Origin of the sequence: Rhizobium sp. YTU87027, assembly GCF_050644135.1 — a bacterium.
In the GTDB taxonomy this organism is placed as follows: domain Bacteria; phylum Pseudomonadota; class Alphaproteobacteria; order Rhizobiales; family Rhizobiaceae; genus Rhizobium.
This window is the reverse complement of sequence record NZ_CP098441.1, coordinates 1140994-1158235: the sequence shown is the minus strand read 5'-3', so window position 1 is coordinate 1158235 and position 17242 is coordinate 1140994. Positions and strand designations below refer to the sequence as shown.

Here is a 17242-nt window from a genome sequence, read left to right as displayed (position 1 = left end):
TGCCGCAATGCGCGAGACGAACACGCGCCCCGGTCGTGGCAAGCGGACCCTGCCTAGGCTCGCTCTTCCCATACCTTTGCCAGTTCGACGAGGGTGGCGACGGCCTTTTCCATGTCCTGCCTGCTGATCCATTCGCGTGGCGAGTGGAAGGCGTGCCCTCCGGCGAAAATGTTCGGGCACGGCAATCCCATGAAGGAAAGACGCGATCCATCCGTTCCACCTCGGATGCTGCCACGAACGGGCGCCATGCCGGCTCGCCGGATGGCTTCAACTGCATTCTCGACGATCTGAGGGTAGCGATCGAGCACGACCTTCATATTGCGATACTGTTGCTTGACGACGAAAATGTAGGAAGAACCGGGATAGTCGGCCATCACCTCTTGGACCAGGGCTTCAAGACGCTTTTCCTTGTCGCTGAGACCTGCCTCCTCGAAGTCGCGGACAATGAGGCTGATAGCCGCCTTTTCCATCGATCCGGTCACGCCGGTCGGATGAATGAACCCTTCTCGACCTTCGGTCGTCTCGGGTGCGGTGTTCTTCGGCAACCGGTCGATGATGGCGCCTGCGATCTTGATCGCATTTTCCATTTTGCCCTTGGCAAAGCCCGGATGGATGGCGACGCCTTCGATGGTAATCTCGACGCCATCGGCCGAAAACGTCTCGTCTTCGATGTGCCCGGCTGTTTCGCCATCCATCGTATAGGCAAACTGGGCTCCAAGTTTCGCCAGATCCACCTTGTCGACGCCGCGGCCGATCTCCTCGTCCGGCGTAAAAAGCAACTTGATGGTTCCGTGTTTAATGTCCGGATTGCTCACGAGAAAGTGCGCTGCCGTCATGATCTCGGCAATGCCTGCCTTGTCGTCGGCGCCAAGCAGCGTCGTTCCGTCGGTGGTGACGATGTCATTGCCAATCTGGTCGTTGAGCGCCGGGTTGTCGCTGACCCGAATGACCTGCTTGTTGTCACCGGAAAGCTGAATGTCGCCGCCCTGATAGTTGTGGACGATCTGAGGCTTGACGTTTCTTCCGGTGAAGTCGGGTGCAGTATCCATGTGCGAGCAGAAGCATATGACCGGAACCGCTTTGTCGGTGTTTGAGGCAACGGTCGCATAGACGTAGCCGTGTTCATCCAGATGAGCATCGGATAGGCCTGTCGCCAAGAGTTCGTCGACCAGCAAACGAGCGAGCTCCTTCTGCTTCATGGTCGACGGCTGCGTCGACGATGCCGAATCCGATTGGGTATCAATGACGACATAGCGAAGAAAGCGATCGAGGACGGTATCGGTCATGGCAGGTCCATTCGATGTTTGAGCGTTGCCCCGGTATAGCCTTCGGGGAGACGTTGTGAACAGAGGTATTCCGCGTTGAGGAGGTTATCTGACAACAAATGGTTGTCTGCCGCGAAATCGTGTGAGACTAAAGTAGACAGATGCAGAGAAACGGTGCGTCGGACTTAAGTCCGATGGACCCTGAGGACGGCGGACTTAGTTCTAGTGCGGTAAACCAAAGACATAATGGTAGGAGTGTCGGATGAGAAAAATTATTCTGGTTGGCGCATTTATGGGTGCATTGGCGTCGTGCACGGCCACAGAAAAGGGAACCGCAATCGGCGCGGGCACTGGCGCCATCATCGGCGGTGCCGTCAGCCACAGTTGGGGCGGCGCAGCCATTGGCGCTGTGGCAGGCGGCGTGGCCGGCGCCTTGATTGGGCGCTCGACCGAGCGTCGCGGCTACTGTGTTTACCGTGACCGCTACGGCCGCAGGTACGAGGCGCGCTGCTAGCAGCGCGCTGGAGGGCCGCCTCCTTAGCGGAGGCGGCGCCCTGTCTTTCGCAGGATCCGAACTAGTGGGCGCTTTGCTGTTTTGCCCTTGCAACGATCTGCGTCGGGTTCACGAACTGCAAGGCGAGAATCAGCCAGAACAATGTCGTGACCATATAGACCACCGCCATCGCATCGATGGACTGCCCGGCACGAACGCCGGAGGCAAAGACTGCGTAGTAGAGCGACACCACCAGCGTTTGCGTCGTCGGCCCGGCAATCAGGAAGGTCAACTCGAACATTGCAATCGTGCGCACCAGCACAAGCAGCAGTGCGGCGAGCATTCCCGGCAGAAGCAGCGGCAACAGGATGCGGAGGAAAAGGTTCGTCGTTCCTGCACCAAAGACCCGTGCGGCCGCTTCGATACGCGGGTCGATCTGTTCGATGAAGGGGATCATGACGAGCACGACAAAGGGTAGCGACGGCACGATGTTGATCAACACGACGCCCCAGAAGGTCCCGCCAAGCCCAAGCTGGTAAAGGACTGTTGCCAGCGGAATGCCGTAGGTCAGCGGCGGAATGAGCAACGGCAACAGGAAGAGCAGGACGACCAGACGTTTTCCAGGAAAGTCGCGGCGTGCCAGCGCATAAGCGGTCGTCACCCCGAGAATTCCGGAGATAATGACGACAGTAAAGACGATCTCGAAGGTAACAAGAACGACGCTCGACAGCTGAAATTCCTTCCAGGCGCTGAAATACCAGCGTGTCGTCCAGCCGGCCGGCAGCCAGGTGCCAAGCCAGCGCGTCGCGAAGGAGTTGACGATGACGGCGGCGATGACGGCAAGCAGATTGAGGACAAAGAGGATCGCCAGCGCCCAAATTGCAAAGCGCCAGATCTTCGAGGTGAGGCCCTGATCTCGGATCATGACTAGCCTTTCGTTCCGCCGGCCGGGCCGCGGTAAAAGAGTGAGCGTGTAGCCAAAACGGCAAGCACGACGACCAGCTCCACGCCGCCCATGATCAGCGCGATCGCCGAACCGAGCGAATGATCATATTGCTCGAAGGCTGCCTGATAGGCGGCAATCGAGATGACGCGGGTCGGACCGGCGGGCGCTCCCAAGAGCACGGCTGATGGAAAGACTGCGAAGGCCTGAACAAAGGCCAGGCAGAAGGTGACGGCGAGCCCCGGGACGAGAAGCGGCAGAAACACGCGCAAGAAGCGTTGTCGCGGTCCGGCACCCAGCGTCGCTGCGGCCTGCTCGATCGCCGGATCGATGCCGGTGACGTAGGATAGCGTCAGAAGGAACGCGAAGGGAAAGCCGGTGATCAGCAGCGAGGCGAAGACGCCCCAGTAATTGTTGGTGAGCTTCACTGGGGCTTCGAGAATGCCGAGCATCAATAGCGTATGATTGAACCAGCCCCGCGGCCCGAGAAACGTCAACAGGCCATCGGCGACGAAGACAGTGCCGAGCGTAATGGGCAAGACGAGGATGGTGGTCAGCAGCCGCTGCCTGCGCATCAGGCGCACGCGGAGCGCGACCGGCACCGCGAATGCCAGATTGATCACGGTGACCGGCAGCGCCAGCCACATTGTCGCGGCGATGGTCTGGTATTGGAATGGGTCGCTGAAGAACTTCGTGTAGTTGTTATACCACGCGCCCTCCTTCGGCATGAGGGAATCGGCCACCCCGTAAAGAAACGGGTAGACAAAGAGCGCGAGCATGAAGATCAGCCCTGGCAGCAGCAGGAGCGTCGTGCCGTCGAGACCTCGGGCTGCAAGCCGTGTTTGTAGCGAAGGGCCGCTCATCCCGCCGCTCCTGCAAAGACGAGCGCCCGGCCGGCGGCCGGCTGCAGCCTGGTCGAGGCGCCGCGCACCAGCGGCTCATCAGCCCGGAAATAGAGTTCCGAACCGTCAGCAGCCCGCGCCATGCCGAAGAACGCGCGGCCGCGATACTCCATGCTTGTGACCGTGGCGGCGATCCCATCGCCGCTCGAAGCGACAAGATCTTCCGGGCGGACGGACAGGATGGCTGCGTCACCGACCCTAAGCGGCTGGCGCATCGTGCCGACAAGCCTCGTGCCGGCAACCTCGATCTCGGCCTCTTCGCTCGACACGCGCGTAATGCGGCCCGCAACGCGCGTCCTGAAGCCCATGAAGTCTGCAACTTCGACATTGACGGGACGCTGGTAGAGATCCTGCGGCGAGCCGATCTGTTCGATGTTGCCCTGGCTCATGACGACGATGCGGTCGGCAAGCGACAGCGCCTCGTCCTGGTCATGAGTAACATAAATGGTCGTGGAGCCGATCTGGTCGTGAATGCCGCGAATTTCGGCGCGCATCTCGAGCCGCAGTTTCGCGTCGAGGTTCGATAGCGGCTCGTCCATGAGCACGATCGGGGGGCGAATGACGATGGCGCGGGCGATCGCGACGCGCTGCTGTTGGCCACCGGAGAGTTGGCCCGGCAACTTGTCGGCCTGGCTTTCAAGGCGTACCAGCGCCAGGGCATCGCGGATGCGCTGATCGGCCTGCGCCCCCTTGATACCCTGCATGGCAAGGCCGAATCCGACGTTCTTGCGCACGCTCATATGTGGAAACAGCGCGTAGCTCTGGAAGACCATGCCAAAGCCACGACGCTCGGGTTCGAGCTGGTCGATGCGTGTGCCGCCAAGGCGAATTTCGCCGCCGGTCAGCGCCAGCAAGCCGGCAATGCAGTTGAGCGCCGTCGACTTGCCGCAGCCGGATGGGCCAAGCAGGGCCACGAATTCTCCCGGCTCGATTGCAAGATCGATACCGTTCAAGGCATTGAACGCCCCGAACGCGCGACGCATCCCATCGAGTTCCAGGCGTGCGTTCTTGCGCGTCGGCGCGGTGGCATTCGAAACCGAGGTCAAACCAATCTCCATCTGCACAATGAGGTCGTCGGCCCGGGACGCAAGCCCGGGCCGGTCGATGTCCTTCGATCAGCCCTTCTTGGCGCCGATCTTCTCGTCCCAGATGCGGAAGGCTTCAACGAGCTGTTTCGGTTCCAGCGGAACCTCCAGGGGATTGTTGGCGATCCAGTCGGCATATTCGGGCCGGCCGAATTCCTTGATCGTGTCCTGGCTTTCCTGCGGTGCCATATCAAGGGTGACGTCCCTGACGGCCGGGCCCGGATAGAAATAGCCGGCGTCGTAGGCGATTGCCTGCTGCTTGGGCTGCAGGATGTAGTTGAGGACATCGATCAGAACGCCGATCTTCTCGTCCGAAACACCCTTCGGGATTACGGCGTAGTGCGCATCGGTAACCCAATGGAAGCCCTCGAGCTTTTGTACCTTCGCCTCGGCTGGAACGATGCCGAGTGCACGCGGATTGATGTCCCAGCCTGTCGTCGAAACCACGATATCGCGCGTGCCTTCGCCAAGCTCCTTCATCACCTGGCCGGTTCCAGTCGGATAGTACTCGATGTGTTCGCCGAGTGCGGCGAGATAGTCCCACGTCTTTGCCCAGCCCTTGGCAGGATCGCGCGGGTTGCTGTCACCAAGGAGATAGGGCAGCCCCATGAGGAAGGTACGGCCAGGGCCGGAATTGGCTGGCCGGGCATAGATGAAGCGGTTCTTGTTGGCCTTTGCCCAGTCAAGCAGTTCTTGCGCCGACTTCGGCGGCGTGGGCACCTTGTCGGGCATATATTCGATGAGCGGGCCGGACGGGTAATAGGTGATGACGACGCCCTGATCCTTGGCAAGAGCCTGCATCTTGAAAGCCTGCGGCTGCAGGATCTGCTCGAGGTTGGGAAGTTCCGACTTATGTGCTGCAAGATCGATCCAAAGGCCCTGATCAAGACCCGCCGAAAGCGCGTCCGTGCCGGTCAGAACAAGATCGATATCGACCTTGCCGGCCGCCTGCTGGGCCTTGATCTTGCCGGGCAGCTCCGGTGCCGGCGCCTTTGTGAAGGCAAAGCTGGAGACCCAGTCGGCCTTTTCGCCAGCATAGGCTTCGAACATTCCCTGCGTCAGCGCCAGGTTGCCGGCAACGTCCGCAATCGTGATGGTGACCGGGGTTGCCGGTTTCTTCGCCTGGGCAAAGACCTTCAAGGGCAACATGGTCGCGACGGCGGCGCCCGCCGCGGTACCGACAAATGTTCTGCGGGTGACTTTCATTCTGTTTCTCCTCCTCTTGTTGCCGGACGCCGCCAATTCAGTGCCGTGCGTCTTCGACCCGATCGCTGCAGGGGACCGGAACCTTGCCTCAAACTGTGTGAAACCTCCTGAAATGATTGCCAAAAACACCATTCCTCCACGGCGCTTCTTGGCAGTCGCGATAAATTGATATACTAGTATGCATGATCAAGTCAACGTCAGGGCACCTTATGCAGGCAGCAGTTGTTCCCGTTCCGGCAGCCATGGCTCCCGAAGCCGAAAGGCCAGCGAAGCTTCGCCGCGTGACAACGGCCGGCGCGATCTTCGATCGGCTCTACGCGGATATTCTTGCTCTGCGGATACCGCCCGGAATGCAGTTGCAGGAAAAGCGGATTGCCGAAGAGTTTGCCGTCAGCCGCACACCGGTGCGCGAAGCGTTGCTGCGGCTGTCGGAAGGCGGACTCGTCGATATCTACCCGCAATCCGGTACCGTCGTGTCGCGGGTGCCGGTCTCGGCAATTCCCGAGGCAGTGGTGGTCCGCAAGTCGCTTGAGGGCACAACGGTCGAGCGCGCGGCCGAGATCGCGACGGCAGCCGATATCGGCCGCCTCGATTCCATCATTGCCCGGCAGAAATCGCTTGCCGCCCTCGGCGACACCTCGGCATTTCACGAAGAGGATGAGTCCTTCCACGAGGCCATTGCCGGTATTGCTGGGTATCCCGGCATCTGGACGATCCTCAAGACGGTCAAGGTGCAGATCGACAGGGCGCGGCGCCTGACGCTGCCGGTGCTTGGCCGCATGGACAATGTTGTGCACGAGCACGAGCTCATTCGCGACGCGATCGCCGCCCATGACGCGGAGACAGCGCACACGGCGATGATGCACCATCTGAGCGCCGTCATCCCTGATGTCGCCGAGCTTCGCACCCGATATCCAGATTATTTCTGCTGAGCCGATCAGCAAACAACGACAAACACCCCAAGGAGGAATACATGCGCCAAGGTTGGAGATGGTTCGGGCCGGAGGCACCGGTAACGCTTGACGAGGTGCGCCAGACCGGAGCCACCAATATCGTTTCGTCGCTGCACCAGGTCCCCATCGGGCGCGCCTGGACTGAAGGCGAAGTGCGTGAGCGTCAGGCGATGATCGAAACGACGCCGCCCGGGCGTTCGCGCCTGACCTGGTCGGTCGTCGAAAGCATCCCTATCCCCGATGCGGTCAAGCGCAATGGCGCACGCGCCAAAGCGGAAATCGAGGCCTGGATCGCCAGCCTTGAGGCTGTCGCTGCCTGCGGGATACCGATCGTCTGCTACAACTTCATGCCCGTGGTCGACTGGACGCGCACGGAACTTGACCATGTGATCGATAGCGGTGCGACAGCCATGCGTTTCGATCACGAGAAGTTCGCCGCCTTCGATCTTTTCGTGTTGAAGCGTGCCGGCGCCGAACAGCAATACTCTTCCAAGGACATGGCACGTGCGCGCGACGTGTTTGATGCGATGAGCGAAGCCGAGGTTGAGGACGTCACGCGGATCATAACCTCCGCCCTACCCGGCTCGACAACCGAACCGCTGACGCTCCCGCAGTTTCGTGAAAGGCTTGCCGCCTATACCGGTATCGACGCTGCCAAGCTGCGCCAGCATCTGATCGAATTTCTGCAGGCCGTGACGCCGGCCGCCGAAGCCCGCGGTGTCAAACTGACATTGCATCCAGACGATCCGCCGCGCTCCCTCTTCGGTCTGCCACGCATCGCTTCGACGGCCGATGACTATGCCGCCCTGTTCGAAGCGGTCCCTTCTGAAGCAAACGGCATGTGCTACTGCACCGGCAGCCTTGGCGTGCGCGCCGACAACGACCTGCCGGCAATCGCCCGTCGCTTTGCGTCGAGGATCCATTTTGCGCATCTGCGCGCAACCAAGCGCGAGGGCGATGGTCGCACCTTCCACGAAAGCGCGCATCTGGAGGGCGACGTCGACATGGTTGCGGTTCTCAAAGAGCTTGTCGCCGAAGACCGCCGGCGTCAGGCAAACGAGACAATCGTATTCCGCTCCGACCACGGCCACCGGATGCTCGATGATCTCAACAAGAACGTGACGCCAGGCTATCCTGCGATTGGGCGTTTGCGCGGCCTGGCGGAGCTTCGCGGCATACTCTACGCGTTGGGCGCGCAGCCGACGTGAATGCGCCCCTATCGCTTGGGAGGCACAAAGATCTTTGCAGATAACAGCGCCTCCTGCTGTCCGTGACATAGGCTGCCGACCGACGTCGGTCGGACGCGGTAAACCGCCCGAAGCAAGCACTTCAGGCGGTTTACAAAATCCCTGGAAGTCCCGGAATATTGGGCGCCGCCCGCGCAATCGCAAAAATATGAACGGGATGCCCATCCTTGTAAAAAATCCGCTTGCGTCTTCCGGCCTGAACGCCTTCGGCCGTTGCGGCCGACAACCGAACGGCCCTTAAAAGCAAACTTTGCATGCAAAATATCGCTGCCTGTCGCAGGCCAATGCCATTGCTGACCTTCAAGGCGTGCGTGATGAGGATGGTGCGAATGGGTTCTTAAACAAGCGCATAGGCGCCTTGGCCTTACAGGCCGGCGATCTGGTCTGCGTGACGCTGAAATTCCGCGTGGCCCATCGCTAAAATGCCATCAGATTTATTCACCTGCTATTTTCGCCGGATCGGTCAAAGATAGCGACCACCGCAAAAGCTCCGTTTGACCGATGACTCTGCAATTTCGTTTTCGCCAAGCCGCAATCGTCGCGCATATCAAGAGTGCAATGCTCGGCGCCCTTTCCTGGGCGATTGGGATGACCGCAATTGTTTTCTTGTTAAGCCTGCTTGTTCCCGAACGTCCGTTTTGGGTCGAATTGACCGCTGCGGCGTTGATATCTGCGGCTGTTGCATTTCCGCTGCAATTTGCGCTTCGCCGACGCAAACAAGCGGTTGGTGATCTCCAAAAAGAACGCGCGCTCGATCATCATGCCGGCACAGGAACACTGTGCGCCGACGCATTTGCGACCTCGCTCGAGCATGCGATAGACCGCAGGCGCGAAAGCACCGCGGAAAGTCCGGATGGCGTCGTGCTCGTTCTCAGGGTCGGCAATTTCGATGAGATCGGTCGTCGTTATGGACCACAATGGGCAGATACACTGCTTCAATCGATTGCTCAGATCGTGCATTCTTGCGTACGCTATGGTGATCTCGTCGCCCGCCTTGCCTCCGACGAACTCGGGATCTATCTACCAAGCGCAACAACGGAAAATGTCAGCGACATCTGCGAGCGCATCCGCGCAAGGGTATACGAAACCACCTTCGTAGCCGGGCAAGAGCGGCAGATATCCGTGACGGTGCGGTTTGGCGGTACCAGGGTCGGGGACCAATCCGCCTTCCAGGCACTCCGCGAGGCTGCCAACAGCGCCGCCCTTGCGGAGGAAGAGGCTGGCCCCCTCCTTTTTCGGGAGTTGTTTTCGTGAGAGGGCCGTTCGGGCCTGCCGGGAATATTCGGCTTTACAGTTCGGATATACGGGAGCGGCCAGATTAGACCCGTCATCTCGCCACCCTACCGCCTGTATCCGTTTCTGTGGCCGCGACGCCGGCCGGGCTTAAGACGCCGCAGCGCCAGACGCTGTACACCGGTTGCGTATCCCAGTCGTAGTAGTAGGCCGCTTCCAGCCTCCCTCCCTCCATCATCTCCGAGAAGCCGCGGCGCACGGCGCGGACTGCCTCTTTGCGCTCACGGTCGTCGAGCGGGCAGGAATGCGCGGTGTTGGCAATGCCCCACTCGCTCACCCAGCACGGCTTGCCCTGCCCTTCGGGCCGGCAAAAATCGAGGAGCGTCGTCAGGTAGCGCGCGAGCGCTGCGTCCCTTTTACGCCCTGGGTAGACATGGATGCCGTAGCCATCGACCAGCGCATCAATTCCCCGCTCTCGCAGGAGCGAAATAACCGCCCCGGGAGCGAGCCGTTCCATGCCGCGGCGATCGGCCTCGCCAGTGCCGACATCGGAAAGCCCGGCTGAAACCAAAAGCGCGTTACCGCTGTACACTGTCGTTCGCAATTCTTCCCGGGTGACGCGTACGATGGCGACATAGGCGTCGAGGCCGCGCTCGAACGCTGGGCGATTTGCGATTTCCGAAACCTTGCGCGGCGTCCGCCGCCCAGGGTTTTCGTAGACGACGAGGTCGCCATTGTAGGCGCTGTAATTTATCTCGTTTCCCGGCTCGACAGCGTCGATGCGGATGCCCATGCCGTCGATACGGCGAAGCGCGGCACGCAGGTGCTCACGGTAAAGATCGAGATCGAGGTCCGAAAGCCGTTGAGCGTCCAAGACGCGACCGAAACCGGTACGAGGGCGCGTCCCCGCAGGATAGTAGTCCTTGTTCCCGAGCTGGATCTCGAGGAGGATCTTCAGTCCGAGCCGGTTCGCCATTTCGAGCGCTTCGATGCTCTTGTCCACCGGCCTCGATAGCGAAAGTCGGACATGGGTGATGCCGCTTGCCGCTATCTCCTTCAGCACGCGCTCCTGATCGGCGCGGGAAAGCCAGGCGAGGTTTACCCGGTTAATGCCAATGCGATCGGGGAGCACATTGCCCGCGTCCGCCGGCGGCGCCGGAGCCAGGGCCCAGAGCGCTGAGAGCGCGCAGGCCGATAGCGCGCGCATTCGCGGTCTCGCCCCCATCCGCTACAGTCCGATCTGCCCCAGAGCATTTCGGAAATTCGCCTCGCAGGCGCTATAGCGGTCGATCACGGCCTGCGTGTCGATCTTGCCGAGGAAATTGGCGAGATAGGCGCGCTTGTCCGCCTCCCTGTTCCAGGTGGCCGCCTCGATATAGGGGAAGCCGATGAACTCCAGCATTTCCCGCATGCGGTCGTCGACCGCGATCATGAGCGCCGGCGTGCCGGCCTGCATGCCGATAATGCAGCCGTGGAAGCGACGGCCGAAGCAGAGGTCGCGCGCCGACATCGCGGTGCGCCACTGGTTCGTGTCGAAATACACCAAAAGCTCGTATTTCCGCTGCCATTTCTCGGAGTGCTTGTATTCGGTCCCCCCGGTGATCCGCCCGCTCGCCCGATCATAGACGATGTCGTTATCATTGCCGGTCAGGGAGAGATTGTAGGCAACCACTTCGTCCTGGACGACATAGCTTGCAAGGCTGTCGGGTTTGAGCAGCGCGTGGGCATCAACGATCGTATCGGCAACGCTGCCGAGATAGCCGCCGAAGGCGATTTTCTGGGCTTCCGCCAGTCCCGGATTGGCAAGCGCCGAAAGCGAGCGCTTCATGTCGTTCGGCGAGAAGTAGAGCGACGGGCAGCCGGTCGGCTTGACGAACTTCATCCCCTGCTCCCTGAGGAACTCGGCGGTGAAATAGCCGCGTGTGAGGAAGAAGCTTTCCTTGCTTCTCAAGACCTCCAGGAATTTTAGCGTCCCAGCCGGCAGCTGCTCCTTGAGACCCTCCTTCCGCTGGATGCCGATGCCCATCACGACAACCGGCATCTTCAGCTTGGCGAAGATCTCCGCTTCGAGGTCGGCGGAATAGCCAGGCCGCAGGAGATTGGCGGAGGCGAAGACGCACAAGTCGAATTCGCGGTTCACGCGTTCGTAGAGCTCGTTCGAATCCCGATTGTTGGCGAGATGCCAGAACGGCAGATAGGTGACGTCATGGCCGCGCAGGCTTTCGGCCGCCCCTTCGCCGATCAGGTAGTTGCCGGTGTTGGCGATCCTCCTGACTTGCGAGATCAGGTCCTTTCTGGTCTTGGCCTCGTCGAAATAGGGTCGGTGGATGACGGTCGTGCCGGAGACGTCCGCAATCGTCCGCTGCAGATAGGATGGGATTCCCGTGAGCAAGATACGCATAACTGTCCTTTGAACCGAAAAGAGATGACCCTGGGGCCGCTAGTGTCCGATGCCGATTTCACGAAGCGTGGTGCGGAAGGCGCGCTCGCGGTCGGAATACCGGTCGACAAGTTCGCTCGCATTGAGCTTTGCCAGATGATCGGCGACGAATTCGGCGCGGTTCTCTGCCTTGTCGATATCGGTGATGTCGACGGCGGGCAGGCCGGTGAAGCCGAGCATCTCGCGCATGCGGTCGTCCACCGCCACCATCAGGCTCGGCACCGCCGCCTGCATGGCGATGATCGATCCGTGGAAGCGACGGCCGAGATTGAAGTCCATCGACGAGGCCCAGGCGCGCCACTGGTTAGTGTCGTAGAACGTGCGAACCTCGAACCGCTGCTTCTCCCGCTCCGTGCCGGGATAGGCCAGGTCGCCGATCATCAGCCCCGATGCCGAATCATAGACGCGCCCCTCGTCGTTGGGCTCCACCTTCATGTCGAAGTGGAGAAACTCGTCCTGCACGACGTATTGCGGAACGGTGTCCTGTGGGGCCAGCGCATTGGCGTCGAGGATCGCATCCTGATTGCCGCCGAGGTAACCTGAAAAGATCGTCCGCGCCTTGCCGATTTTTACGCTCGACAGCTTCGTCATGGACCGGCGCATGTTGTCCGGCATGAAATAGACGGAAGGGCAACCGGTCGGGCGCACGAAGGAGAACCCCTGGTCCTTCAGGAAGCCGGCCGACTCGTGGCCGCGCGTCAGGAAGTAGTGTTCACGCTCCTTCAAGATGGCCAGGAGCCGCTTCGTTCCCTCCGGAAGATTGTTCTCCAGGTCCTTGCGGTTTTGCAGGCCGATGCCCAGCATGACGATCGGCATGTTGAGCCGGCTGAGGACCTCAGCCTCGGCGTCGGCGGAGAGCCCCTTGCGCAACAGGTTTGCGCAGGTGAAGACGCAGATGTCGAAGTTGGCGTTGAACTCGTCGAACCCGCCGCCGTTCTTGCTCAAATTGTAGAGATGCCAGAAGGGAACCTGCTTCGCATGCGGCGCAAGCGCGCGCAGGGCGCCCTCACCGATGAGGTAGTTGCCGGTGTTGCTGATGTTGCGCAGCTCCTGCAGGAAATCCTCTTTCGATTCCGGCTGCTTTTGCCGCTCGGCATAGGAGACGGACAGGCCGTGGGCGCCGTTGGCAAGGCGCGTGTAGTGACCAGGAATACCCGTCACGAGAATTCGTGGACGCATTCGACTAGACCTTTCTGTTTCAGGGGAGCGGCCCGGCAATCAGCCGATCGCCGCGACCACGGGATTTGCCACTGGCTGCTCGCGAAAGACTGCGGCGCGCGCCAGTGATGAATTATTCACGGAGCGGTCGCTCCACGCGATGAAATCCGAGAAGGACGAGGCCCATGACCGGCGCGCGGCGGTCCGCAGGCAGCCCTCCATCAGCGGAGCGAGCTTCTCGCGATTGCGCGCGACCTCTTCGATGATCCGCGCCATCTCCCTCACCACCTGAGGATCGGAAGCCGCGCTGACGAGAATGCCGTCCTCGCCGTCGGAAATGAGTTCGTCCACGGCGCCGACCGCCGTCGCTATGGGCACGCAGCCGAGCTGCTGCGCCTCGGCGATCATCAACGGCGCGCCCTCCCAGCGTGACGGCATGACGAGAACGTCGGCCCAGCCCAGCGCCTTGATCAGATCCTTGCTGGCGAAGACGGGGGGGCGCACGTCGACGCCGAGGTCCTTCAATCGTTCGCTCCAAGACAAGCTGGAATCGGCAAGGATTTCCCCTCCGATCGCCCGGACGTCGAAGGAGACATTGGAGGCTCGCAGTTCCGCGAGCGTCGCCGCCAGTCGATCGATGCCCTTCTGCTGATCGAGCCGCCCCATGTAGAGAAGTCGCAAGCGGTCGTCCTTGCGCTCGATCCGCCTGACGGCCAGAACCTCGGCCAGGGCCTTGGGCGGCACCGTGAAACTCGCACCATTGGCAACGGCGAAAACTTTCTCGTGCGGGACGCCATAGCTGTGCAGATAGATCTTGAGCTGTTCGGAGCAGGTCAGGAAGGCATCGTAGCAATGCTCGTGGGCAATCGCAGCAAAGGGCTGCCCGGCGGGCCTCTTGAACGCCGTGTTGTCGACGACGTGAAGATAGCAAGCGGTGCGCGTGCCTTCGGAGCGCAGTCGCGCGATGATGGGATGGACGGCCATCACGTGGTTGTTGATGACGAGGTCGAAGCCGGAAAGCAGTCCCTTCAGCGCCTCCCAGTCGACCGAATGCCCCTCGGCGATAAAGTCCTGCCCCAGGAAGGAACCCGACCCTCCCCAGGCCGGAATTCCCGCGTCCCAGAAGTGAATGTAGTCGAAGCTGGAATCGAATTCATCGATCACGTCCATCCGGGACGTGCCGAGCACGAAGAGATGGGTTTCATAACCCGCCGCCTTCAATTCCCGGGCGGCCGCGTAGACGACTTTCTCGGCCCCCCCGAACGACGCGTTCGGCACGAGTAGTGCTACGGTGCGCTTACCTTCGCTGTGCCCGAGCGGCAGAACCGGGAAGCCCCCAACTTCCTTGCGCAGGGCCTTGTGCAGATCGGCGTAGGGCACGAGTCGTGCCGGACGCCAGGTCCACCGCCTGCCCGCCGTCTCACGTAAGGGACTGACGGCAATCGCGTTGACGCAATTGATCATCACCTGCTGAGGCGTAATGAGTGAGCGGCGCGGAAGGCTTCTTGGAAAAGGGAAGCGCACTTTCAGAACAGTCGATGTCGGCCATACTTGCTGGCTGCCAATCGAAGCGAACCAGTCCACCGCATTGTTCTGGACCACGTCCTGGATGAGCCGGGTCGAAAGGAAAATAAGATCGGCGGAGCCTATTCGTTCTCCACCCGCCCCATGAACGATCGGCTCGATCTTGCGCTGGGCGGCATCGTTGGCGAGTTGGACGAAGACGACGTTGCTGCTCTCGCTCAAGCGCTCAAGGTGGGCAAGCACGTTCGGCAGCATGCGCGAACGCCGGAGCAGGTCGAGCGCAGCGCCGCTTCCGGCGACCATGAACGGCGGGAAGTGTTCATTGTCGGGTTCGCCTATGTTGGCCCAGAATGCCGGGATGATGTCGTCGAGACGAAGCATCGTCGGTGGCTTGGTGGGATCGGTGAAGAAGGAGATCGCCGTATCTTCCGTTCGCGCAAACAGGTAGCGCGGGCACTCCTCATGCTCGAAATCGACCAGCATCGGTCGCTGGAACAAGGTTTTGTGGCGCTTGCGCAGGAAGCTTACCGACGTGGCGCGGTCCCGGTTCGCCTCCTTGAAGCGGCTCTCCGCCCGCAGCCTGTATTCAAAGACCGTGTCATGGCAGGGCGTGCCGACGAAGCCATGCTCGATGCAGGACAGCCAGAACTCCCAATCCTCGAAGCCGTTCTGCCTGTCGTCGTTGAAGCGCACACCCGTCCGGAAAACGTCGATCGAGATCATCGATCCCGTGTCGCAGATATTGTCGGTGATGCAGTGGACCAGCCGCGAATAGCGGTTGCCGTAGTGGGCGCGCCAGCTGACCGAAAACGTATCGATATTGGTGTAGACCCACCCGCAACCACTGGATTGGAGCTGCCGGTAAAGCGTCTGGATGGTGCCGGGAAGGACGCGATTGTCGGCATCCAGGAAATAGACAGCCTTCGTCTCGGGAAAACGCTCGAGAACGTATTCGATGGCGCGATTGCGTGCGCCGCCCGGCCCGGCGTTCTGGCCGATCACGACATGGACGGAAGGATGGGCCGCGGCGTAGAGCAGCAGTTGATCGAAGGTCTCATGCCGCGGATCGCCATCGACGGAGATGACAATGACGACCTGGCAGCCACTGAGATTCGAGGCAAGTACGGACTCGATCGCCTCGAGGGCGAGTGCTGCGTGACCATAGAGGGGCATAGCCACTGCGATCAGATCGGGGAGCTCCCTATTAGCGGACATTGGCGGCCTCCGTCGATTGCTTGACCAACCTGAAGCCGGACACCTTGAGCCAGGAGAAATCGACCGAATCCGTCACTGCGCGGCTGAGGATCATCAGATCCATCGGGCCGCGTACCGGCTCCTCCAGCTGGATGTTGATGTTGACGACCTGATTTGAGGTGACTTCGCGCCATCCGCTGAAGAATGCTGATGGCCTGGCCGCGCCCTTTCGCGCGAGCTCGGCCACTTCGGAACGCGCGTTCGAATTCGCCGGAGCGAGCAGGAAGCTGACCGCCGCGGGCTGACCTTCCGGATGATCAATAACGGCGCTTGCCGAGAAGGATATCGTTCCGGGCTCGATGGCGCGACTGACGGCGCCCGCGGATATGCCGCTCGGTAACGGATGGCAGACGATGGCATGCTCATGCTGAAGAAACCGCACTGTTTGGAATTCCGGCACGATGGGCGTGACCGAAACGTCCGCGATCTGGCTCAACGTGTCGACCGCCAAACGATAATCGACGAGGAACTGGCCTTCGAGCAGGTTGCTTGGCGCAATCATGTTGGGTGCGCTGACGGGCTTGACCCCTGGCAGTCCCGTGAACACCTTGAACGCCAGCGGCCGCAGGTCGAGATCCGGATGGGGAAGTTCCGACCGCGCCGAATAGCGCTCGCCGGCGATCGGAAAGCCGAGCGAAACGCCGGCGGTCTCGGGTCCGGTGGCGGAGATCCGCAGCCGAAGCGTGCGCGCCGCCCCACCGCAGGCACGGGGCAACGAAAAGAAATTCCAGGTCGGCACGAGCTGTGCATAGGGTACGGTCCACTCGGCCACCCCTTCGCCGCTCTCGAGATAGCTCAGTGCGACGACAAGCTCGCCACTGCCCCTGGGCACCGAATGCAGGTGAAGCGCGAACCCGGCCACGCCAAGGCTGGATACCGGCAGCAGTTGCTCGACAAAGGCGGTGGCAAGTAACTGCCCGATCCCGTCGTCCTTGGGATCGGCATAGGGATCGTGGGAGAAAATCTCGGAAACCGGCTCCCAGTTTCGCGCCTGAAACGCGTCTTCAAGGACCCGGTAGTTTTCCAGCAGCGTTTCGCGCTCCCGGCGCAAGATCGCGAGCTCCGAGGTGATCGAGGCGCTGTACTTTGCGAGCCGGCCGACGCCACCCTCGGCCAGCGCCCGCAGAAGCGCGAAACTGTCCGACGTGTTGACAGGATCAAGCCGCTGGAGGGGAACCGCGGGAACCGTCCCCAACGATCCAAGCAGCGCCAGGCACTCCTGCAGATCCGCCTCACCCTCGTCGGAAAAGGCGACGGCGATCAATGGAAATGCATTCTGCAATGTCGCTGAAGGGCGGCCATTGTCCTCGAGCCAAACGATGAGATGCTCGATATCGCTCCCTTCGAAGCATGAGCGATCCCGATCCGATGCCGCTATCAGCTTTCTCGTCGCCAGTCGTTTCCCAATGCCGGAGGACATCAACTCTCGCACTTACGGCCTCTGAAGAATTAATTCGGAACAAACCCAAAGACGCCAGACAATCAGTTCGCTGCTCAAATCATCGCGGCGTCAGCAAGAATCTAACAACTAAGATTGCG

14 protein-coding genes are annotated in these 17242 nt (G+C 61.0%); 4 read left to right on the top strand and 10 right to left on the bottom strand.

Annotated features, from left to right (window positions below):
- Nucleotides 1–53 precede the first annotated feature (53 nt).
- Nucleotides 54–1286, bottom strand: a complete 1233-nt coding sequence (gene pepT / locus NBG89_RS24345; protein ID WP_431322902.1) for a peptidase T — start codon at nt 1284–1286, stop codon at nt 54–56.
- 241 nt (nt 1287–1527) lie between these two features.
- Here pepT and NBG89_RS24340 point away from each other — a divergent pair, with 241 nt between their 5' ends.
- Nucleotides 1528–1779, top strand: a complete 252-nt coding sequence (locus NBG89_RS24340; protein WP_088702725.1) for a YMGG-like glycine zipper-containing protein — start codon at nt 1528–1530, stop codon at nt 1777–1779.
- A gap of 61 nt (nt 1780–1840) precedes the next feature.
- Here the strand turns inward: NBG89_RS24340 and NBG89_RS24335 are convergent, their stop codons facing one another.
- The 4 genes from NBG89_RS24335 to NBG89_RS24320 are packed head-to-tail and all read right to left on the bottom strand — an operon-like array spanning nt 1841 to nt 5894.
- Nucleotides 1841–2683 (bottom strand): ABC transporter permease, encoded by an 843-nt coding sequence (locus NBG89_RS24335; RefSeq protein ID WP_431322901.1) that lies wholly within the window; start codon nt 2681–2683, stop codon nt 1841–1843.
- 2 nt (nt 2684–2685) lie between these two features.
- A complete protein-coding gene (locus NBG89_RS24330) occupies nt 2686–3564 on the bottom strand; it encodes an ABC transporter permease (protein ID WP_431322900.1) in 879 nt (292 codons plus the stop codon).
- Nucleotides 3561–4661, bottom strand: coding sequence for an ABC transporter ATP-binding protein (locus NBG89_RS24325; RefSeq protein WP_431324538.1), 1101 nt, complete (start codon nt 4659–4661; stop codon nt 3561–3563). The genes NBG89_RS24330 and NBG89_RS24325 overlap by 4 nt, the downstream gene beginning before the upstream one ends.
- Before the next feature lie 57 nt (nt 4662–4718).
- Nucleotides 4719–5894: an extracellular solute-binding protein gene (locus NBG89_RS24320; RefSeq protein ID WP_431322899.1), complete on the bottom strand. Its 1176-nt coding sequence runs from the start codon at nt 5892–5894 to the stop codon at nt 4719–4721.
- Between the two features lie 209 nt (nt 5895–6103).
- Here NBG89_RS24320 and NBG89_RS24315 point away from each other — a divergent pair, with 209 nt between their 5' ends.
- The 3 genes from NBG89_RS24315 (at nt 6104) to NBG89_RS24305 (ending at nt 9348) form a co-directional block, all read left to right on the top strand.
- Entirely contained in the window at nt 6104–6826 is a 723-nt protein-coding gene (locus NBG89_RS24315) for a GntR family transcriptional regulator (RefSeq protein ID WP_431322898.1), read from the top strand.
- 41 nt (nt 6827–6867) lie between these two features.
- Nucleotides 6868–8055, top strand: a complete 1188-nt coding sequence (gene uxuA / locus NBG89_RS24310; RefSeq protein WP_431322897.1) for a mannonate dehydratase — start codon at nt 6868–6870, stop codon at nt 8053–8055.
- A gap of 627 nt (nt 8056–8682) precedes the next feature.
- Complete coding sequence (locus NBG89_RS24305; RefSeq protein ID WP_431322896.1) at nt 8683–9348, top strand: GGDEF domain-containing protein; 666 nt, start codon at nt 8683–8685, stop codon at nt 9346–9348.
- 73 nt (nt 9349–9421) lie between these two features.
- On the opposite strand, the gene NBG89_RS24300 is transcribed toward NBG89_RS24305, so the two are convergent.
- Genes NBG89_RS24300 through NBG89_RS24280 form a run of 5 tightly spaced genes read right to left on the bottom strand, consistent with a single transcriptional unit; the run spans nt 9422 to nt 17123 of the window.
- Nucleotides 9422–10534 (bottom strand): glycoside hydrolase, encoded by a 1113-nt coding sequence (locus tag NBG89_RS24300; protein WP_431322895.1) that lies wholly within the window; start codon nt 10532–10534, stop codon nt 9422–9424.
- 21 nt (nt 10535–10555) lie between these two features.
- Complete coding sequence (locus tag NBG89_RS24295) at nt 10556–11728, bottom strand: polysaccharide pyruvyl transferase family protein (protein WP_431322894.1); 1173 nt, start codon at nt 11726–11728, stop codon at nt 10556–10558.
- Nucleotides 11729–11767: 39 nt separating this feature from the next.
- Complete coding sequence (locus NBG89_RS24290; RefSeq protein WP_431322893.1) at nt 11768–12946, bottom strand: polysaccharide pyruvyl transferase family protein; 1179 nt, start codon at nt 12944–12946, stop codon at nt 11768–11770.
- A gap of 39 nt (nt 12947–12985) precedes the next feature.
- The gene (locus NBG89_RS24285) at nt 12986–15664 is read right to left on the bottom strand and encodes a glycosyltransferase (protein WP_431322892.1); all 2679 of its coding nucleotides are present in this window, start codon (nt 15662–15664) and stop codon (nt 12986–12988) included.
- Nucleotides 15654–17123: a DUF6212 domain-containing protein gene (locus NBG89_RS24280; RefSeq protein WP_431322891.1), complete on the bottom strand. Its 1470-nt coding sequence runs from the start codon at nt 17121–17123 to the stop codon at nt 15654–15656. Before NBG89_RS24280 ends, NBG89_RS24285 begins: the two co-directional genes overlap by 11 nt.
- Nucleotides 17124–17242: the final 119 nt, after the last annotated feature.